The organism is Dyadobacter luteus, from assembly GCF_003383615.1.
In the GTDB taxonomy this organism is placed as follows: domain Bacteria; phylum Bacteroidota; class Bacteroidia; order Cytophagales; family Spirosomataceae; genus Dyadobacter; species Dyadobacter luteus.
Window position 1 is genome coordinate 115201 of record NZ_QNUL01000013.1, and the last position, 16527, is coordinate 131727.

Sequence of the window (16527 nt, forward strand, 5' to 3'; positions counted from 1 at the left end):
ACTGCTACGCGCAGCTTCACTTACTACAGAGATGCAGAAGCTGTACTATCCGCCGGCGCTGCAGTTGTTTCTGGTAATCCTTTCATTGCTTTTGCTTTCAGGTTATCAGGTACCTTCGCAAGGTATTCCGGATAAGTCTGAAGGAAAGTAGCTTGTTCAGAGCACCATTTTTTATAGCTCTCTTCATCATCAACTACCAGGTTGATCTTCATTGAGAAGTGTCCCTGACCACAAATTTCAGTACATGCAATCTCGTATTTGAAATTAGGATCGTTCAATTCCGACTGCATTTGTGCAGTTGTTTTATCAGCAACAAACCAGAATTTCGTTGGCATCCCTGGAACAGCATCCATTTTCACACGCATGTGAGGAATGAAAACGCTGTGAATTACGTCACGTGCACGAATCTTCAAAAGAACAGGTCTGTTTACCGGAATGTGCATTTCAGTAGGATTCTGAAAGTCATCGAAAGAATTTTCGTCAGACAAATCAATACCTACCTCGTTCTGTGCATCTATAAGCTTGTAGTTGTAATTTCCAAGTTTGTTATCATTAACACCACCGTAACGTACGATCCAGTTAAACTGCTTTCCTGTAATTTCAATTACTTCTGCGTCTCTTGGTGCTTCAGATGTGATATCCGACCACGCCTTCCATCCTGTAAATACAAGAAGAGCCATTACGATTGCAGGAATAATTGTCCAGATCAATTCAAGTTTGTGGTTGTCCGGATAGAAAGATGCCCTGTGATTCTTCTTGTACTGATACTTCCAGGCAAAGAAGAAAATAAGGAAGTTGACCAAAATGAAAGGAATAGTAAGTACCCCCATTGAGAACCAGAACAAATCATCGGTTCTTCTACCATGAATCGATGATGCTTCAGGCAGGAAGAATTCTCTTGCGTGCAGATAAGACCATGCGATGGCAATACCTCCCAACACAAGCACAATGATAAACATAGCTCCATTCAGTTTATTACCGGCTGGAACTGCGTCCGGCGCCTCCTCTTTCTTTACACTCTTGATAACATCCTGGAGTCTGGCAATCACAACACCTGTGAGAACCACAAAAACAAGAGCAACTAATGCGATGATATAATACATGATAAATTAAACAGGTTTGCGAATTAAGCGATATCGTGATGTAATGACTCCTCCAGCATTGGGTGATGTCTTGGTATCAGATTTGCTTTTTCCAATTGAGATGCTACACTATATCCGAATGCGCAAAGGAACACGACAAAGAAACCCCACTCCAAAGGACCAAATCCAGCACTTGAACCCATCGTTCCAGGCATAATGTTGGTATAGAAATCCATGTAATGTCCGATAATCACACACCAGCAAGCCACTTTCAGAATTGAATGCGTTGCCTTTGCATCTCTTGTCATCAAAATAAGGAATGGCAAGAAGAAGTTCAGGATCAACGTAATGAAGAACGGAGCTTTGAAAAAGCCTTCATATCCTCTGAAACGCTCAATATAATAAATCGTTTCTTCCGGCATGTTAGCATAGTAGATAAGCAGAAACTGTGCGAACCATACATAAGTCCAGAAAATACTGAACGCAAAAACAAATTTACCCAAATCTCTCAGGTGGCTGGAATTTACTGCACGTAAATACCCTCTTTCTCTCAGCATTACAATTGTAAGTGTAATTACCGCAAGACCCGCCACATGCCAGCTAGCCAATGTGTACCAACCAAACATAGTACTGAACCAGTGCGTATCGATTGACATTACAAAGTCCCATGCCGACGTAGATGATGTAACACCGAACACTACAAGAAACGCAGTACCTAAACGTATTGATTTATCATAAAGCTCAGTTCCTCCGATTTCATCTTCTTGTAAAGAATAGTTACGAATAACTCTCCACATACCGTACCAGAGTACAAAGTAAAGAACAAGACGTATTACGAAAAAAGGTGTATTGAGGAAGCCCTGCTTACCTGCTATAATCGGATCATAGTGCGGCCCGCCCACTTCATACAAGCTAGAATCTGTCCAGTGAAACAAATCATGACCACCCATAAAAAAGGTGATAAGCATAATTATACCTGTAAATGGTAGAAATGCTGGCAACGCTTCCGGAATTCTTTTAAATACCGCAGACCACCCCGCCTGAGCAAGATAGTTATACGAAATAAAGAACATACCTATAACAGAAATACCAGTGAAGTAAACTGCATTCACCCATAAGTTTGCCCAAATACGCGCTCCCAGTCCTTTCACATGGTGGCTCGCTTCAGCAGTAACGTGTACTTTAGAAGCATTTTCCGGAGTAGGATGAGCTATCGCCGACGCAGCATGTTCTGCTCCGTGAGCTACCTCATGATGACCACCACCGCTGGCAGCCAGGTAAGCGCCTAACGCGATCAGAGCAACCCCAACGGCTCCACCTATGATTAAGTTTCTCTTAGCCCCCGAAGTAAATTCAAACCGTTCTTCAATAGAAGGAATCGAATGTGCTGATGCCATTATAAATTATTATTACTCAGTTATCAAAATGAATTAAGCTCCTTTTTGCAGTTTTTGTACATAATGCACAATTTTCCACCGCTCTTCCGGATTGATTTGCGAACCATGAGGCCACATTCTGGCTTTTCCATGCGTAATTACATGGAAAATATGCCCCTCATTCAAGGTTTTGTAAGCATCGCTTGCATAGTTAGGAACCCCTTTATACATAGCTGCAACTTTACCATCTCCGGCGCCGGTGGCACCATGGCAATGCTGGCAATATCTCTCATACATTACCTTTCCTTCCGCAAGTGTTTTCTCGTTCAAAGGAACCGGATTTTTAAGTACTTTCTCTGCAATAGCTATGCTGTCCGCAGGAATATTGTAGACCATCAAATCCTCTACTTTTGAAGAATCGCCCTCTCCGAAAGAAGTGGTGTAGTTACGACGTGCTACAGTACCTTCTACAGGTAATCTCATCGTTAATCCCTGAGGATTGATAGGATTTGCCTTCTCCTGTTTGTATGGTTCATAACCAACAGGGAGGTACATATTAGGCGCATATTCTTTTCCTGGATCGTTCGGATCACGCTGACAGCTCACCAATGCAAGCACTGCCATAACCAGAAGTGTACCCGAAAACTTATATAAATTTCTCAATTTCATCTTTCAAACATTAAAATTGTCTGATGTTAACTTCCTCCGCGCCACTGTCTTTCAGCGCACGTGTGATTTCCTCTTCTGACATAGAATTTCTTCCCATATCTATTGCCATCACAAACTTATTATCGGTCGATCTGACATCAAACCTTTTGTGATTGTGTGCAGCAGGGCTCAAACCGTTCGAGATGAAGAACGTTGTTACCATACCGAATGCTGTGAAAAGTACAGTCAACTCAAATGTGATAGGAATATAGTTTGGGATAGATATCGAATCCTTACCACCAATGATCATTGGCCAGTCGAAACCCATTGTCCAGATCATAAGCGTCAAAGCTACACAGCATCCTGTCAGACCAAACAGAAATGCGGCGATCCCGATTCTGGTTCTTGGGTGCCCCAATGCATCGTCAAGACCATGTATAGGGAAAGGAGAATATACTTCTTTGATTTTTACTCCCGCCTTTCTCAAACGTGGCACCGCATGTAAAACGGTATCGTCGTCGTCATAGACACCAACTAAATATTTACCAGTTAACTCTGCCATATATCAATACTAATGTTAAATTCTTTCTCAACTATTACGGTTAGATCTACTCGCTGTCTTTATTGAAAGCCGGCTCAGCAGCTCCTCGATTTCTTACCTTAGCAACTCCTCCGATTTTCTTAGGTAGTTGTGCAGAAGTAGAACGGATAACCGCTTTCACTTCCGCCATGTTTACAACTGGCAGATATTTAGAGAACAACAGGAATAAAGTAAAGAAAAGACCGAATGAGAATATATAATCACCAATATCATAACGTGTTGGTGAGAACATCGCCCAGCTGGATGGTATGTAATCGCGGTGCAGAGAAGTTACGATAATTACGAAACGCTCGAACCACATACCGATGTTAACAACAACTGAGATAAAGAATGTGAAGGTGATGCTGCGACGAAGCTTGCGAGACCAGAACAACTGTGGAGAGATAACGTTACAGGTCATCATCGCCCAATATGCCCACCAGTAAGGCCCAGTCATACGGTTGTAGAACGCATAATATTCATATTCAACACCGCTGTACCATGCAATAAAGAACTCAGTAATGTACGCCACACCTACTACAGAACCTGTAAGTGTGATTACCTTGTTCATCGTTTCGATGTGTTCAAGTGTAATGTAGTCTTCAAGTTTGTATACTACACGTGTGATAAGCATCAGGTTTTGTACCATTGCAAATCCAGAGAAAATCGCACCCGCTACGAAGTAAGGAGGGAAAATTGTTGTGTGCCATCCCGGAATTACCGAGGTAGCAAAGTCCATACTTACAATCGTGTGTACCGAAAGTACAAGTGGAGTAGAAAGACCAGCAAGAATTAAGCTGATGTATTCATAACGAGACCATGTTTTAGCAGATCCATCCCATCCCATTGCAAATGTTCCATACATAAAGCGTGAAATTTTGCTGGTTGCACGGTCTCGGATTGTTGCAAGATCAGGAATAAGACCAATGTACCAGAAAACAAGTGATACAGAGAAATAGGTACTGATCGCAAAAACGTCCCAAACAAGAGGTGAGTTAAAGTTAACCCAAAGAGATCCGAATACGTTAGGAAGTGGAAGTGCCCAGTAAGCCATCCATGGACGACCCATGTGCATCAGAATGAACGATGCTGCGCAGATAACCGCGAAGATTGTCATCGCTTCTGCTGCTCTGTTGATTGATGTTCTCCATTTTTGACGGAAAAGCAAAAGAATCGCAGAAATAAGTGTTCCGGCGTGACCGATACCTACCCACCATACAAAGTTGGTGATATCCCATGCCCAACCTACAGTTTTATTCAAACCCCACACACCAAGGCCTTCCCACCAGGTCCATGCCAAACATACGGTACCATAGGCCAAAACCAAAAGAGAGATACCAAATGCGATCTTCCACTCTTTGGTAGGAGCTCCTTCTACGTGGCGGCATATATCCTCCGTTACGTCTGCGTACGTTTTCCCACCTTGTACAAGGGGTTCTCTCACGGGTGAAGTAACATGCATACTACTCTAATTTATAATGATTTAATCTTCAAATTAATACTATCTATACAGAAATTAAGCGTGTTCCTTCTTCGCTTCAACCTTTTCAGCCACGTCTTTGTTCCGAACCTTGGTCAGGTAAGAAATCTGTGGACGAACGTTGATCTCTTCCAGCATATGGAATGCTCTTCCTTCGCGTTCTTCAGCAAGAAGTTTTGAAATCTTGCTTTCAGGATCATTCATGTCACCAAAAGTGATTGCGTTGGTCGGGCAGGAAGTACCGCAAACTACTGCTACGTCGGCATCAGTAACACGTCTTCTTTCCTTCTTCGCTGTCAACTTCGCTTCCTGAATCAGGTGTACACACATTGAGCATTTTTCAATAACCCCACGTGAACGTACTGTCACATCCGGATTAATGACCATTTTACCCAAGTCATTATTAAAGTTGTAATCGAAGTTATCGTTATCAAAGTATTTGAACCAGTTGAAACGACGTACTTTGTAAGGACAGTTGTTTGCGCAATAACGTGTTCCTACACAACGGTTGTAAGCCATCTGGTTCAAACCTTCAGAGCTGTGTGTAGTTGCCAATACCGGACATACTGTTTCACAAGGAGCATTGTTACAGTGCTGACACATCATAGGCTGGAAAGTAACCTCAGGATTTTCTGAAGCGATTTCAAGTCCTCTCAGATCTTCAACATCTGCATCACTGCTGTAGTAACGGTCAATTCTTAACCAGTGCATCTCACGTGCGTTGATCACTTCCTGGCGACCAACAACAGGAATGTTGTTTTCTGCCTGGCAGCTTACTACGCATGATCCGCAACCAAAACATGTATTCAGGTCAATGACCATACCCCATGAGTGGTTTTTATAATTATGTCCATTCCAAAGAGAAAGATCTGTAGCATCTACTGAACCTTCAGAAGTTGGAATTTTCGGAACGAAACGACCCGCCATTGGATCTTGCTGGAAGTGTGCAAGCACTGTTTCCTGCAATACCGACTTACGGTTCATTACCGTGTTGTGCGTCTGAGTTTGTGCGATCTCTCTTGTTTCGCCAGTTTTAGAAACTGTAACCTCACCAGGAGAGAAAGAAAGGAAGCCTTCTGAGAATACAGCAAGCGGGTAAACATTTTTACCAACACCATTTGCAGATTTACCAGCTTTCTCACGTCCGAATCCGATTGCGATTGCAACAGTACCCGCAGCAAGACCTGGTTGAATGATTACAGGAACACTGATTGATTTCCCTTTGTAATCCACTTTAACTACATCACCCTGAACAACGCCAAGTTCAGTTGCAGTTTTCTGTGACAGACCAGCGTGGTTATCCCAACATGCTTTTGTAACCGGCTCAGGGAATTCCTGAAGCCATGGGTTGTTAGCTACTGCACCATTACCGATACCTACGTTTTCAAAAATCGCAAGTTCAAGACCTGTAGCAGATGCCTTGTATTTTTTACCAACAGAAGCTCCGGCAGCCGCAAGGTTACCAGTGAAAGCTGGCGCAGAAGCAACTGCAGCACGGTTGGTTGTAAATACACCATCATGCAATACTTTCACCCAGAATTTCTCATAATCTCCTGTTCCGCCCTGCGTATAGATATTTTTACGCCAGAACGACTTCATATATTCGTGGAAATCAGAAGGAAGTTCTGCCCACTTCAACAAGCTCGACTGAGCCTGTCTTGTATTGAATATCAAGCTGATAGTCGGTTGAGCAAGGCTGTAGAATCCAGCTTTTGGCTCAGCATCGTTCCATGCTTCAAGGTAATGAGGAGCAGGAAGGATATATTTGAAAAGAGAAGAAGTTTCGTCAGCACGATCATTGAATGAAACACTTAATCCAACTTTTGGAAGTGCTTCTGCCAATTCAGCGCCGCGTGGGTGATCATAAACAGGGTTAGCTCCATAAAGAATCACCGCAGCTACTTTTCCACCTTTTACTTCATCAACAAAACCATTCATTGCGATATCATCACCTTGTCTGAAATAAACAGGGTTATCAATATCGATGGTTGTTCCGTAGCTACCCAACAGACCGTTGATCGCGTTTACAACAACCTGAACTGAAGGATCATTAACACCGCAAACAACAAGTGCCTGCCCTTTCGCCTTTACAAGTTCATTAGCAGCCTTATCAAGATTCGTCACATCCAGTGCCGGAGCAGTAATAGACTGACCTCCCAATTTAGCAGCAACTTTATTGTAAAGTGAAGTAACAACAAGTCCAAGCTGAGAAGGCTTAACGGATGTACGGTAATCTGCGTTAGAACCAGTCAGAGACATTATTGACTCAAACTGATACAAACGTGACATATCCTTTTTACCATCCTTGGCACTTCCTACAATACGAGTCTGTGCAAATTGAGATGAGTAAGTTTCAGGAGCAATCCAGGTTCCGAGGAAATCCGCGTCAATACCAACGATTAATTTCGCTTTGCTGAAATCGTATGCTGGAAGAACTGATTTACCGAATGACAACTCATTACCTTTCAAAAGAGCGGCAGCTGAGTTAGCATCATATACTACATGCTTGGTAGTAGGATATTTTGCAGTAAAATCAGCGATTACTGATTTAGTAGAAGGGCTTAGAATCGTTGGAGAAACGATACGGATAGCTCCACCTTTTGCTGCAATAGATTTAAGCTGATCAAGTATTTCCTTGTCAACTGTCTCCCATGCAACCTTAGTATCTTCTCCCTTTTTAGGGCCTCTTAATTTTTCATTATCATATAAGCCCAATAATGATGCGTGCACACGAGCACTTACACCACACGAAGCTTTTGAAAGGGAATTACCTTCAATTTTGATAGGTCTACCTTCACGTGTTTTAACCAAAATGCTGGCGTAATCTCCACCTTCAGAATAAGTGGAAGCATACCAGTTTGAAATGGTAGGGAATTCACCCTCAGGCTTGTTTACGTAAGGTATCGCCTTTTTAACAGGAGCTTCACAAGCAGCCAGAGAAACAGCTGCCATTCCAAATCCTAAAACTTTTAAGAAATCACGGCGATGGGTTCCAACTCCATCCACCAAACTCTCATACTGGCTTTCAGTTGGTCCTTCGGCAAATTCAGATGCTGCATTTTTAACAAATTTTTCGTCGTTACGCAGCTCTTCAAGTCCCCGCCAGTATCTTTTATTAGTATTTTCCATAAAACTATTCAATACAAATGAGTCGTATTCCTGTAGTATTTTCTATTGATTAATAGTGGCACTTAGAACATTCCAAACCACCTATGTCAGCAACTTTTAATGCCTCTTTACTTTCAGAGCCATGTAGCTGAACCAGCTTGTCATAGTACTGATTGTCCTTAGTATTAACCTCAGTTTTACGGTGGCAGTCAATACACCATCCCATCGTAAGAGAGGAACGCTGCTGAATTACTTCCATTTGTGCAACATCTCCGTGGCAGTTTTCACATTCAACTCCACCCACGTTAACATGCTGTGCGTGATTGAAATAAGCCAGATCCGGAAGGTTATGAACACGTACCCATTCAATAGGCTGGTTCTTTTCAATAGAAGTATAAATTTTCTGAATTTCAGGTGATTCTTTCTTAATTACACCGTGGCAGTTCATACAAATGTTTGCAGACGGTATGTGCGCAGACTTACCTCTGTTTACACCAGTGTGGCAGTAATTACAATCAATCTTGTACTCACCTGCGTGCAATTTATGGGAGAATGAGATAGGCTGCTTCGGAGCATATCCTTGCTGAACGCCTACATTAAACGCTCCGTCAATTGTTGCTTTCAAAACAAGCAGAGCAAAAACCCAGATCGTTGCAGAGCGGATGGACGAATCCATTGCAAAGTTTTTCAGAGAAGTGCTCAGGCGTGTCATGAAGTCAGCCTTAGGCGCCGCTTCAGTTCCACCGGCAACAGCTTTAGACAACAATGAAACGATAACCAAAAGAACTCCCAGCACCAGAAGCATTACAACAACGAGTGCCACAACGACAATCATAAACAAATCCGAAGGACCCGAATCAGCAGCGCCGGTAGCAGCAGGTGCTCCGCCAGCAGCGGCAGCAGTAGGAGCAGGTGCAGTGGCAGCCTGATCTACGTAAGCAAAAATGCTTTTGATATCATCTTCTGACAAGTTAGGAAAGCTTGTCATCTGCGCCTTCGAGTACTCGTTGTAAAGCTTAACCGCGTAAGGATCTCCGGAAGCGATTACCGCCTGAGAGTTTCTCACCCATTTGATCAACCACGGCATATCCTGACGTGAAGTAGCACCCTTAAGACCAGGACCAACTACTCTCTCATCAGTCACAGCATGACATTGAGCACAGTTATTTTTAAACAACGATTCACCTTTAGCTACATCCCCTCCACCTGCAGGAGCTGCAGCAGCGGTACTATCCTGAGCTCTTAGTAAAACCGGCGTACTCAGCATGATTGCCAAAACCAGGGCAACGATTCTGTTTGAGCACTTAATGAAGGAACAAAACTTAGAGTTTTTTGGGAATGGTATATACATAATCAACTATTCATTATTCTTCAACAGACAAAACTAGTGTAGGATTGGTTATCCACAAAAGTATTTTGGGGATATTTTGGAAGCACTTCTTATTTATAATTCTTCTAATTTGCAAACAATGATAAATGTCATAAATCCATATGCGTTATATTGATTTTCAATGATTTAACAAAAAAAATACCATTTGCAGGATCACTCATATGATCTCTTACAAATGGCATTTTTCAGACAAAATGAACCTAATAACTAATACTATAGTCAGGTCACTTTTAGAGGTGAGGTTCCGAGCGGATTCGAACCGCTGTACGAGGTTTTGCAGACCTCTGCCTAGCCACTCGGCCACGGAACCGTTTGAAACAGGTTGGCTAATTCCAGAGGCTTTAGCCAACCTGGGTGCAAAAGTATTAAATTTTTCTTCTACTTCGCACCTTTATTCACTTTTAATTACTTTTTTTCTTTCTTTTCGCTTTCTTCGAATTGCTCCTTCAAAGCAGAAAGTACACTTAGGTCACCAAAAGTAGATTTCTCTGACTCTTTTACAGTGGCATCTGCAGCTGGTTTAGAAGACTGGCTTTTTGGAGCTCTTTCTTCTTTCTTCTCAGCAGCCGTAGGCGTAGCAGATGGCTTCACTTCTGAGTGCGTAAGTACAATTTTCTTTTCATCTTTAAGGAATTCAAGAACTGTGAAGTCAAGGCTTTCTCCAGCCTCAGCTACTGTACCATCTTCTTTCGTAAGATTTTTGATTGCAGCGATACCTTCGATTCCGTAAGGAAGTTCAAGTGTTGCAAACTTATCACCTTTAGCTACGATAGTTGATTTGTGAACAGAACCTACAGCGAAGATCGTCTCAAAAGTATCCCATGGATTTTCTTCAAGTTGTTTGTGACCCAAAGCAAGGCGACGGTTGTCAGCATCAAGTTCAAGAACTACAACTTCAAGCTCGTCGTTTACTTTAACGAAATCTGAAGGATGTTTGATTTTCTTAGTCCATGACAAGTCAGAAACGTGTACCAATCCGTCGATACCTTCTTCAAGCTCGATGAACAAGCCGAAGTTAGTAAGGTTACGAACAACACCTTTGTGACGAGTACCGATCGCATACTTATCTTTCAATGAACTTTGAGTCCAAGGATCTTCAGTAAGTTGTTTGATACCCAATGACATTTTTCTCTCCTGACGGTCAAGTGTAAGAACAACCGCACTGATCTCGTCGTTTACATTCATAAACTCCTGAGGATTGCGCAGGTGCTGAGACCATGACATTTCAGAAACGTGGATCAAACCTTCAACACCTGGTTTGATTTCAAGGAACGCGCCGTAATCAGCAACGTTAACAATACGGCCCGTAACTTTCGATCCAACCTGGATTTCTTCTTCCAAAGAATCCCATGGGTGAGACTGAAGTTGTTTCAGACCAAGAGAAATACGTTTCTTCTCTTCATCAAAGTCAAGAACAACCACGTTCAATTTCTGATCAAGCGCAAGCAGGTCAGATGGGTGGTTGATACGACCCCATGAAATATCAGTAATGTGAAGAAGACCATCCACACCACCAAGATCGATAAACACACCGAAGTTGGTCATGTTTTTAATTACACCTTCAAGTACCTGACCTTTTTCAAGGTTGTTCAGGATTTGCTGACGTTGTGCTTCAAGATCTTTTTCGATCAATATTTTGTGAGATACAACTACGTTATCATTTGCGTAATTGATTTTCACAACTTTTACTTCCATACGCTTTCCAACAAAAATGTCGAAATCGCGGATTGGCTTCACATCGATTTGTGAACCTGGCAAGAAAGCCTCGATGCCAAATATATCTACGATAAGACCACCCTTCGTTCTTCTCTTAACGTTAGCATCAATAACCACGTCTTCGTCGAACGATTTCTGGATGTTATCCCATGCAGTGATAACTTTCGCTTTTTTACGTGACAACACAAGTTGACCCTGCGCGTCTTCCTGATTTTCTACGTATACCTCAACTTCGTCACCAATCTTCAATCCCGGAAGATCACGGAATTCGTTGAATGAAACGATACCATCAGATTTGAAACCAATGTTAAGAATCACTTCACGATCAGTGATACCAACAACGATACCTTTCACTACTTCTTTTTCCTGTACAGGAGAGATTGTAGTTTCGTACATTGCTTCAAGACGTGAACGGTCTGCTGACGAGTAACCTGTACCGAAACCTTTGTCTTCTGCTTTTTCCCAATCGAAATCAGGAAGAGTTTGTGTTTGTTTTTCCTTAGACATAAATAGGAATTGTTGCTCTGGAATACATCAGCTGGCGAGCCAAACAGCTGAACCTTGTTGAAAATTGATTGTTTTAAAAAATAGAGCGCAAAGGTACTATTTCCTTTGGTTAAAATCCAGAGGTACAAGCTATTTTCAACAGAAAAGTGCAGATTCTTAAGACTTTATGGTCTTCAGGCAGAATTTTAGGATCGCGCGCGCTCTCTGGAACCGAGGTAAGGAAGCCAGTTTTCATCTGCAAGACCGGAAAAATCACGGATAAACATCAGGAAAGAAGGCCGGAATGGGCGTTGCCTGAGAAACATACCCGCTTCTTCCGGAGTATGATCTCCTTTTTTTGAATTACATCTCTTACAGGCTGTGGAAAGATTATCCCAATTGGTTTTACCCCCACGGGATTTCGGGATTACATGATCCAGAGTAAGATTATCATGTGTTCCGCAATATTGACAGCGGTTGCCATCCCTTTTGAAGATGTTGTGGCGCGTCATCACAACGCCACGATACGGGAGGTGAATATAGCGGTTAAGCCTAATTACAACAGGCGACGGATACTCGCTGCTGACAGTTCGCAGATAGTCGCTGGAAGATTCTGCCAGCATCTCTGCTTTATTCATATACACTAACAAAAACGCTTTCGGAACCGTGCAAACACTTAATGCACTGTAATCTTGATTCAGAACCAGTACTTTACCCATGAGCCTTTGAGGTAATTGATTCTGACAATATATGAATTTTTAACTAATATAGTTCTTATCGAAATCCATAAATTATTATAATTTAACATCAAAGACACTGATATACAGTATAAATGATGACGCAGCGGCTGCCAGGTATGAAGAAATCCGATCAATAACCTGCTCTGTCGTTCTCTCGCTTCACATCCCGTTCTTTGATGGAATCACGCTTGTCGTATAGTTTTTTACCTTTCGCAAGTGCAATATGCAACTTCGCAAAACCTCTGTCCGAAGTAAATAACCGAACAGGGACGATCGTCAAACCCTGATCTTTCAGATTTTCCGTCAATCGTTTTCGCTCTCTCTTTGTAATTAGCAATTTACGATCACGCATAGGATCGTGATTATAATGTGTACCTTCTGTATACGGAGAAATATGTAAGCTGCGTACATACAGCTCATTGTCCATAAACAGACAATAGGCATCCTGGAAATTAACTTTGCCTTGTCTGATTGATTTAATCTCCGTGCCCGTCAGTGCCAAACCTGCAGTAAATTCCTCAACGAAGAAATACTCGAATGAGGCTCTGCGATTCTTTATATCTACTTTTTTAACTAATTTTTCTGACATTCTTTTAATATTAAAGAATTGTAAAATTAATGTTTTCCAAAACTATACCAAGCAAGTGAATTGCTAACTGATACTGTCTTTATCTTCCAGCTCGCAAAGCGTGTGTACCTGAATAAGATAAAGTTAGAAAATCAAAAACCACTCTTTTTGTCACATATTCGAAAGCACTACCAACACGGACAGAAAGCAAAACTGCGTAACCCATCTATTGAGGATTACGCAGCAGGTGTATTGGTACTAATCTGAAGCGATTATTTCAACATCGTAAGCAGACTGCTCAATTTATCTTTCAAATCTTTTCTGTCTACAATGAAATCCAGGAAACCATGTTCCAAAACGAATTCTGCGCTTTGAAAACCTTTTGGTAAATCCTTACCAATTGTCTCTCTGATTACGCGTGGGCCGGCAAAACCGATCAGCGCCTCAGGTTCAGAAATATTGAAATCTCCCAACATCGCATACGACGCAGTTACACCACCTGTGGTAGGATCAGTAAGCAAAGAGATATAAGGTAATTTTGCTTCTGAAAGCAAAGCAAGACGTGCAGAAGTTTTAGCCATTTGCATTAATGAAAAACCTGCTTCCATCATACGCGCACCACCCGATTTCGATATCATCAGAAAGGGCACCTTCTTTTTAAGAGCGTGGTTAATCGCGCGGGCAATTTTCTCACCTACTACAGATCCCATAGAGCCACCAATGAAATTGAAATCCATACAAGCGATTACAATATCCAGATCGTTCATTTTACCATATCCTGTACGAACAGCATCTTTCAGACCCGTTTTCTGAATAGTCGTTTTAACGCGGTCCGGATATGCTTTTGTATCTACAAATTTCAGCGGATCACCCGATACCAGATCTTTGTCCAGTTCAGTAAAATTATTATCATCAAACAGAAGTTCGAAGTATATCTCGGATCCTACCTTATCGTGATAGTTACAATGTGGGCAGGTATACGCATTAAGCTTATGCTCCCGTGTCGCCGTTATTTTTTTACACTGAGGACACTGATACCATAACCCGTCCGGAGCTTCACGCTTCATTTCCGTGGGTGTACTAATACCTTTTTCTTTTCGGATAAACCAAGACATATAATGATGTGAGTTAGCAACTTCATTAAAGACCTCAAAAGCAGATCTTTACAGCATTTTCATGATGAATTAAGGGGTCAAATATAGCAATAAATGTTCTGGAATGAGAAACTACACAAGGTTATTCCTTTTTATTCCCACTATGCAAGTCCAAAAGCAAGCCCGTTTACTGAAACATATTCACTCAAAAATTGTTTCTTTACAAGTACTTTAAACTTTACAATTGAAACAACGCGATATTCAGTCGCCAATATAATGAGCATATCGAGTCAGCCTATCGTAATTATAGTTGGTACCAACCGCCCTAATTCAATGTCCCGCAAAATTGCGGAGTATTACCAGAATCTCCTTTCCAAATTGAATGCCCCAAGTTTAATTCTGGATTTGGTTAATCTGCCGCATGACTTCACTGTATCCGCTATGTACGAAAATAGCGGCAAAAATGAGGGCTTTAATGGACTGAGGGCGTTATTAGAGAAAACTGATAAATTCGTGTTTATTGTCCCTGAATACAACGGCTCCTATCCGGGTGTATTAAAAGCATTTATAGATGGCCTTCCCTATCCCAATAGCTTTACAAACAAAAAAGCCGCGCTGGTGGGTTTGTCATCCAACACACAGGGGGCAACAATTGCCATGAGCCATCTGAACGACGTTTTCAGTTATCTGGGGATGAATACACTTGCTTTGAGAGTAAAGCTGGCACAAATTCGTAATCACTACACCGAGGGAGTAATTACTAACGCACTTTACAACGAACTGCTGGAAATGCAGGCAGAACAAATCTTAAGGTTTTAAAATAAGAAAAGGAGCCTTTCGGCTCCTTTTCTTATTTTAACCAGTGCTGTTCCATCTCATTTGCGGGAATCGACGGCCGCCTCCACAATTCAATCTGACTTCTGCGATAAGCAGGGCCTTCCAGATCAGCGTATTTCACAGCACCCTCCTTAAAGAACTTGATCATCGCTTCCATTCTTTCTGACTCCTCATTGGTCCAATCTTCTTCGCTGTCAGAATCAATAATTGACACATGATTTATTTCACCCGAAGGTACCAATACCTCATTGTCCATAACCATATCAATTGTAGCCGTGTTTGTACCGGCCACCTCAGCAGTCATCATGAATTCATCCTGAGCCGGCTCAGGATATACAGCAGCCTGTTCATTGGCTTTCAGCATGCTTTTTGTCTGCATACCCGGAATAGGAGATTCGATGCTGTCAAAGCCTGCTGCAACGATGGTTACTCTCAGCTTATCTCCCAAAGAATCGTCCGTGATGGTACCCAGCTTAAACATACGGGCTTCACCTCCAACCTGAGACAAGACAAACTGCCAGATCTCACGCTGCTCTTTCATTGTTGCTTCTTTTTTCTTGCTCGTTGCAAGCGTAACCAGGATTCTCTTCGCACCACGAATATCACGGTCATTCAGCAAAGGAGAATCCAACGCCTCTTTAATCGCAAGCTGAGCACGTTCAGTACCCGACGCTTCGGACGTTCCCATTACCGACTGTCCCGCACTCTTCAGAACCTTCTCTACGTCTTTAAAGTCCGTATTGATGTTTCCGTTCGTCGTGATAATTTCGGATATACTTTTTACCGCATTCAGCAAAATACCGTCAGCCTCAGCAAAAGCCTGGGTAAGCGTCATATCCTCGTATAACTCTTCCAGTTTGTCGTTCAACACCACCAGAACGGTATCGCTGTACTCCTTCAGCTGCTCGATCCCTTCAAGCGCCTGTTCCTTTTTATCAAGACCTTCCCAGGTATAGGGTGCGGTAACAACAGCTACTGTCAGCTTACCCATTTCTTTGGCAAGCTGAGCAATGACCGGTGCTGCCCCGGTTCCTGTTCCTCCACCCATACCAGCGGTAATAAATACCATCTGAGTAGAGCCTCCCAGTAATGCTTTTATTTCTTCTATCGTTTCCAGGGCTGCCTCCTTACCCTTGGTAGCGTCTGTTCCTGCTCCCAGTCCCTGAGTAAGGGTAGCTCCCAATTGTATCCTAACTGGCACAGGGCTGTTTGCCAGCGCCTGTCTGTCTGTATTACAAACTGCAAATTCTACATCTTTGATTTTTTTCTCATACATGTAGTTAACAGCGTTGCTTCCACCACCGCCAACACCAATTACCTTGATGATAGCCGGATCAGCCTGGCTGCCTGCATTGGGATCCCTAATGATTTCGTTCACAATGTAATCCTGGTCTAATGCGTGTAACAAACTGGTATTCATAT

13 protein-coding genes and 1 tRNA gene are annotated in these 16527 nt (G+C 42.3%); 1 reads left to right on the forward strand and 13 read right to left on the reverse strand.

Features of this window, described 5'->3' with window-relative positions; all coding sequences use genetic code 11:
• Positions 1–23: 23 nt before the first annotated feature.
• The 12 genes from DSL64_RS16555 to accD form a co-directional block, all read right to left on the reverse strand.
• Entirely contained in the window at positions 24–1103 is a 1080-nt protein-coding gene (locus DSL64_RS16555; protein WP_115832021.1) for a cytochrome c oxidase subunit II, read from the reverse strand.
• A gap of 23 nt (positions 1104–1126) precedes the next feature.
• Entirely contained in the window at positions 1127–2479 is a 1353-nt protein-coding gene (locus tag DSL64_RS16560; RefSeq protein WP_115832022.1) for a quinol:cytochrome C oxidoreductase, read from the reverse strand.
• A 33-nt stretch (positions 2480–2512) separates the two neighbouring features.
• Positions 2513–3127, reverse strand: coding sequence for a c-type cytochrome (locus DSL64_RS16565; RefSeq protein ID WP_115832023.1), 615 nt, complete (start codon positions 3125–3127; stop codon positions 2513–2515).
• A gap of 10 nt (positions 3128–3137) precedes the next feature.
• Complete coding sequence (locus tag DSL64_RS16570; protein WP_115832024.1) at positions 3138–3668, reverse strand: DUF3341 domain-containing protein; 531 nt, start codon at positions 3666–3668, stop codon at positions 3138–3140.
• 46 nt (positions 3669–3714) lie between these two features.
• Positions 3715–5148, reverse strand: coding sequence for an NrfD/PsrC family molybdoenzyme membrane anchor subunit (gene nrfD, locus DSL64_RS16575; RefSeq protein WP_115832025.1), 1434 nt, complete (start codon positions 5146–5148; stop codon positions 3715–3717).
• A 54-nt stretch (positions 5149–5202) separates the two neighbouring features.
• Positions 5203–8295, reverse strand: coding sequence for a TAT-variant-translocated molybdopterin oxidoreductase (locus tag DSL64_RS16580; protein ID WP_115832026.1), 3093 nt, complete (start codon positions 8293–8295; stop codon positions 5203–5205).
• Between the two features lie 49 nt (positions 8296–8344).
• On the reverse strand, positions 8345–9541 hold the full coding sequence (locus tag DSL64_RS16585) for a c-type cytochrome (protein WP_229217116.1): 1197 nt from the start codon (positions 9539–9541) through the stop codon (positions 8345–8347).
• A 362-nt stretch (positions 9542–9903) separates the two neighbouring features.
• Positions 9904–9974: transfer RNA gene (locus DSL64_RS16590), tRNA-Cys, on the reverse strand.
• A gap of 95 nt (positions 9975–10069) precedes the next feature.
• Positions 10070–11887 (reverse strand): 30S ribosomal protein S1, encoded by a 1818-nt coding sequence (rpsA, locus tag DSL64_RS16595; RefSeq protein ID WP_115832028.1) that lies wholly within the window; start codon positions 11885–11887, stop codon positions 10070–10072.
• 185 nt (positions 11888–12072) lie between these two features.
• A complete protein-coding gene (locus DSL64_RS16600) occupies positions 12073–12585 on the reverse strand; it encodes an HNH endonuclease (protein ID WP_115832029.1) in 513 nt (170 codons plus the stop codon).
• Between the two features lie 151 nt (positions 12586–12736).
• Positions 12737–13195 carry an SsrA-binding protein SmpB gene (smpB, locus tag DSL64_RS16605; RefSeq protein ID WP_115832030.1) on the reverse strand — a complete coding sequence of 153 codons (459 nt, stop codon included), beginning with the start codon at positions 13193–13195 and terminating at the stop codon, positions 12737–12739.
• Between the two features lie 251 nt (positions 13196–13446).
• Positions 13447–14289, reverse strand: coding sequence for an acetyl-CoA carboxylase, carboxyltransferase subunit beta (gene accD, locus DSL64_RS16610; RefSeq protein WP_115832031.1), 843 nt, complete (start codon positions 14287–14289; stop codon positions 13447–13449).
• Between the two features lie 255 nt (positions 14290–14544).
• Between accD and DSL64_RS16615 the strand changes: the two genes are divergently transcribed.
• On the forward strand, positions 14545–15087 hold the full coding sequence (locus DSL64_RS16615) for an NADPH-dependent FMN reductase (RefSeq protein WP_115832068.1): 543 nt from the start codon (positions 14545–14547) through the stop codon (positions 15085–15087).
• A 31-nt stretch (positions 15088–15118) separates the two neighbouring features.
• On the opposite strand, the gene ftsZ is transcribed toward DSL64_RS16615, so the two are convergent.
• Positions 15119–16525, reverse strand: coding sequence for a cell division protein FtsZ (gene ftsZ, locus DSL64_RS16620; protein ID WP_115832032.1), 1407 nt, complete (start codon positions 16523–16525; stop codon positions 15119–15121).
• Positions 16526–16527 lie beyond the last annotated feature (2 nt).

Bases quoted from the DNA above. Each gene is read 5' to 3' on its own strand.
- DSL64_RS16555 (WP_115832021.1), bottom strand. From the start codon at position 1,103: ATGTATTATATCATCGCATTAGTTGCTCTTGTTTTTGTGGTTCTCACA.
- DSL64_RS16560 (WP_115832022.1), bottom strand. From the start codon at position 2,479: ATGGCATCAGCACATTCGATTCCTTCTATTGAAGAACGGTTTGAATTT.
- DSL64_RS16565 (WP_115832023.1), bottom strand. From the start codon at position 3,127: ATGAAATTGAGAAATTTATATAAGTTTTCGGGTACACTTCTGGTTATG.
- DSL64_RS16570 (WP_115832024.1), bottom strand. From the start codon at position 3,668: ATGGCAGAGTTAACTGGTAAATATTTAGTTGGTGTCTATGACGACGAC.
- nrfD (WP_115832025.1), bottom strand. From the start codon at position 5,148: ATGCATGTTACTTCACCCGTGAGAGAACCCCTTGTACAAGGTGGGAAA.
- DSL64_RS16580 (WP_115832026.1), bottom strand. From the start codon at position 8,295: ATGGAAAATACTAATAAAAGATACTGGCGGGGACTTGAAGAGCTGCGT.
- DSL64_RS16585 (WP_229217116.1), bottom strand. From the start codon at position 9,541: ATGCTGAGTACGCCGGTTTTACTAAGAGCTCAGGATAGTACCGCTGCT.
- rpsA (WP_115832028.1), bottom strand. From the start codon at position 11,887: ATGTCTAAGGAAAAACAAACACAAACTCTTCCTGATTTCGATTGGGAA.
- DSL64_RS16600 (WP_115832029.1), bottom strand. From the start codon at position 12,585: ATGGGTAAAGTACTGGTTCTGAATCAAGATTACAGTGCATTAAGTGTT.
- smpB (WP_115832030.1), bottom strand. From the start codon at position 13,195: ATGTCAGAAAAATTAGTTAAAAAAGTAGATATAAAGAATCGCAGAGCC.
- accD (WP_115832031.1), bottom strand. From the start codon at position 14,289: ATGTCTTGGTTTATCCGAAAAGAAAAAGGTATTAGTACACCCACGGAA.
- DSL64_RS16615 (WP_115832068.1), top strand. From the start codon at position 14,545: ATGAGCATATCGAGTCAGCCTATCGTAATTATAGTTGGTACCAACCGC.
- ftsZ (WP_115832032.1), bottom strand. From the start codon at position 16,525: ATGAATACCAGTTTGTTACACGCATTAGACCAGGATTACATTGTGAAC.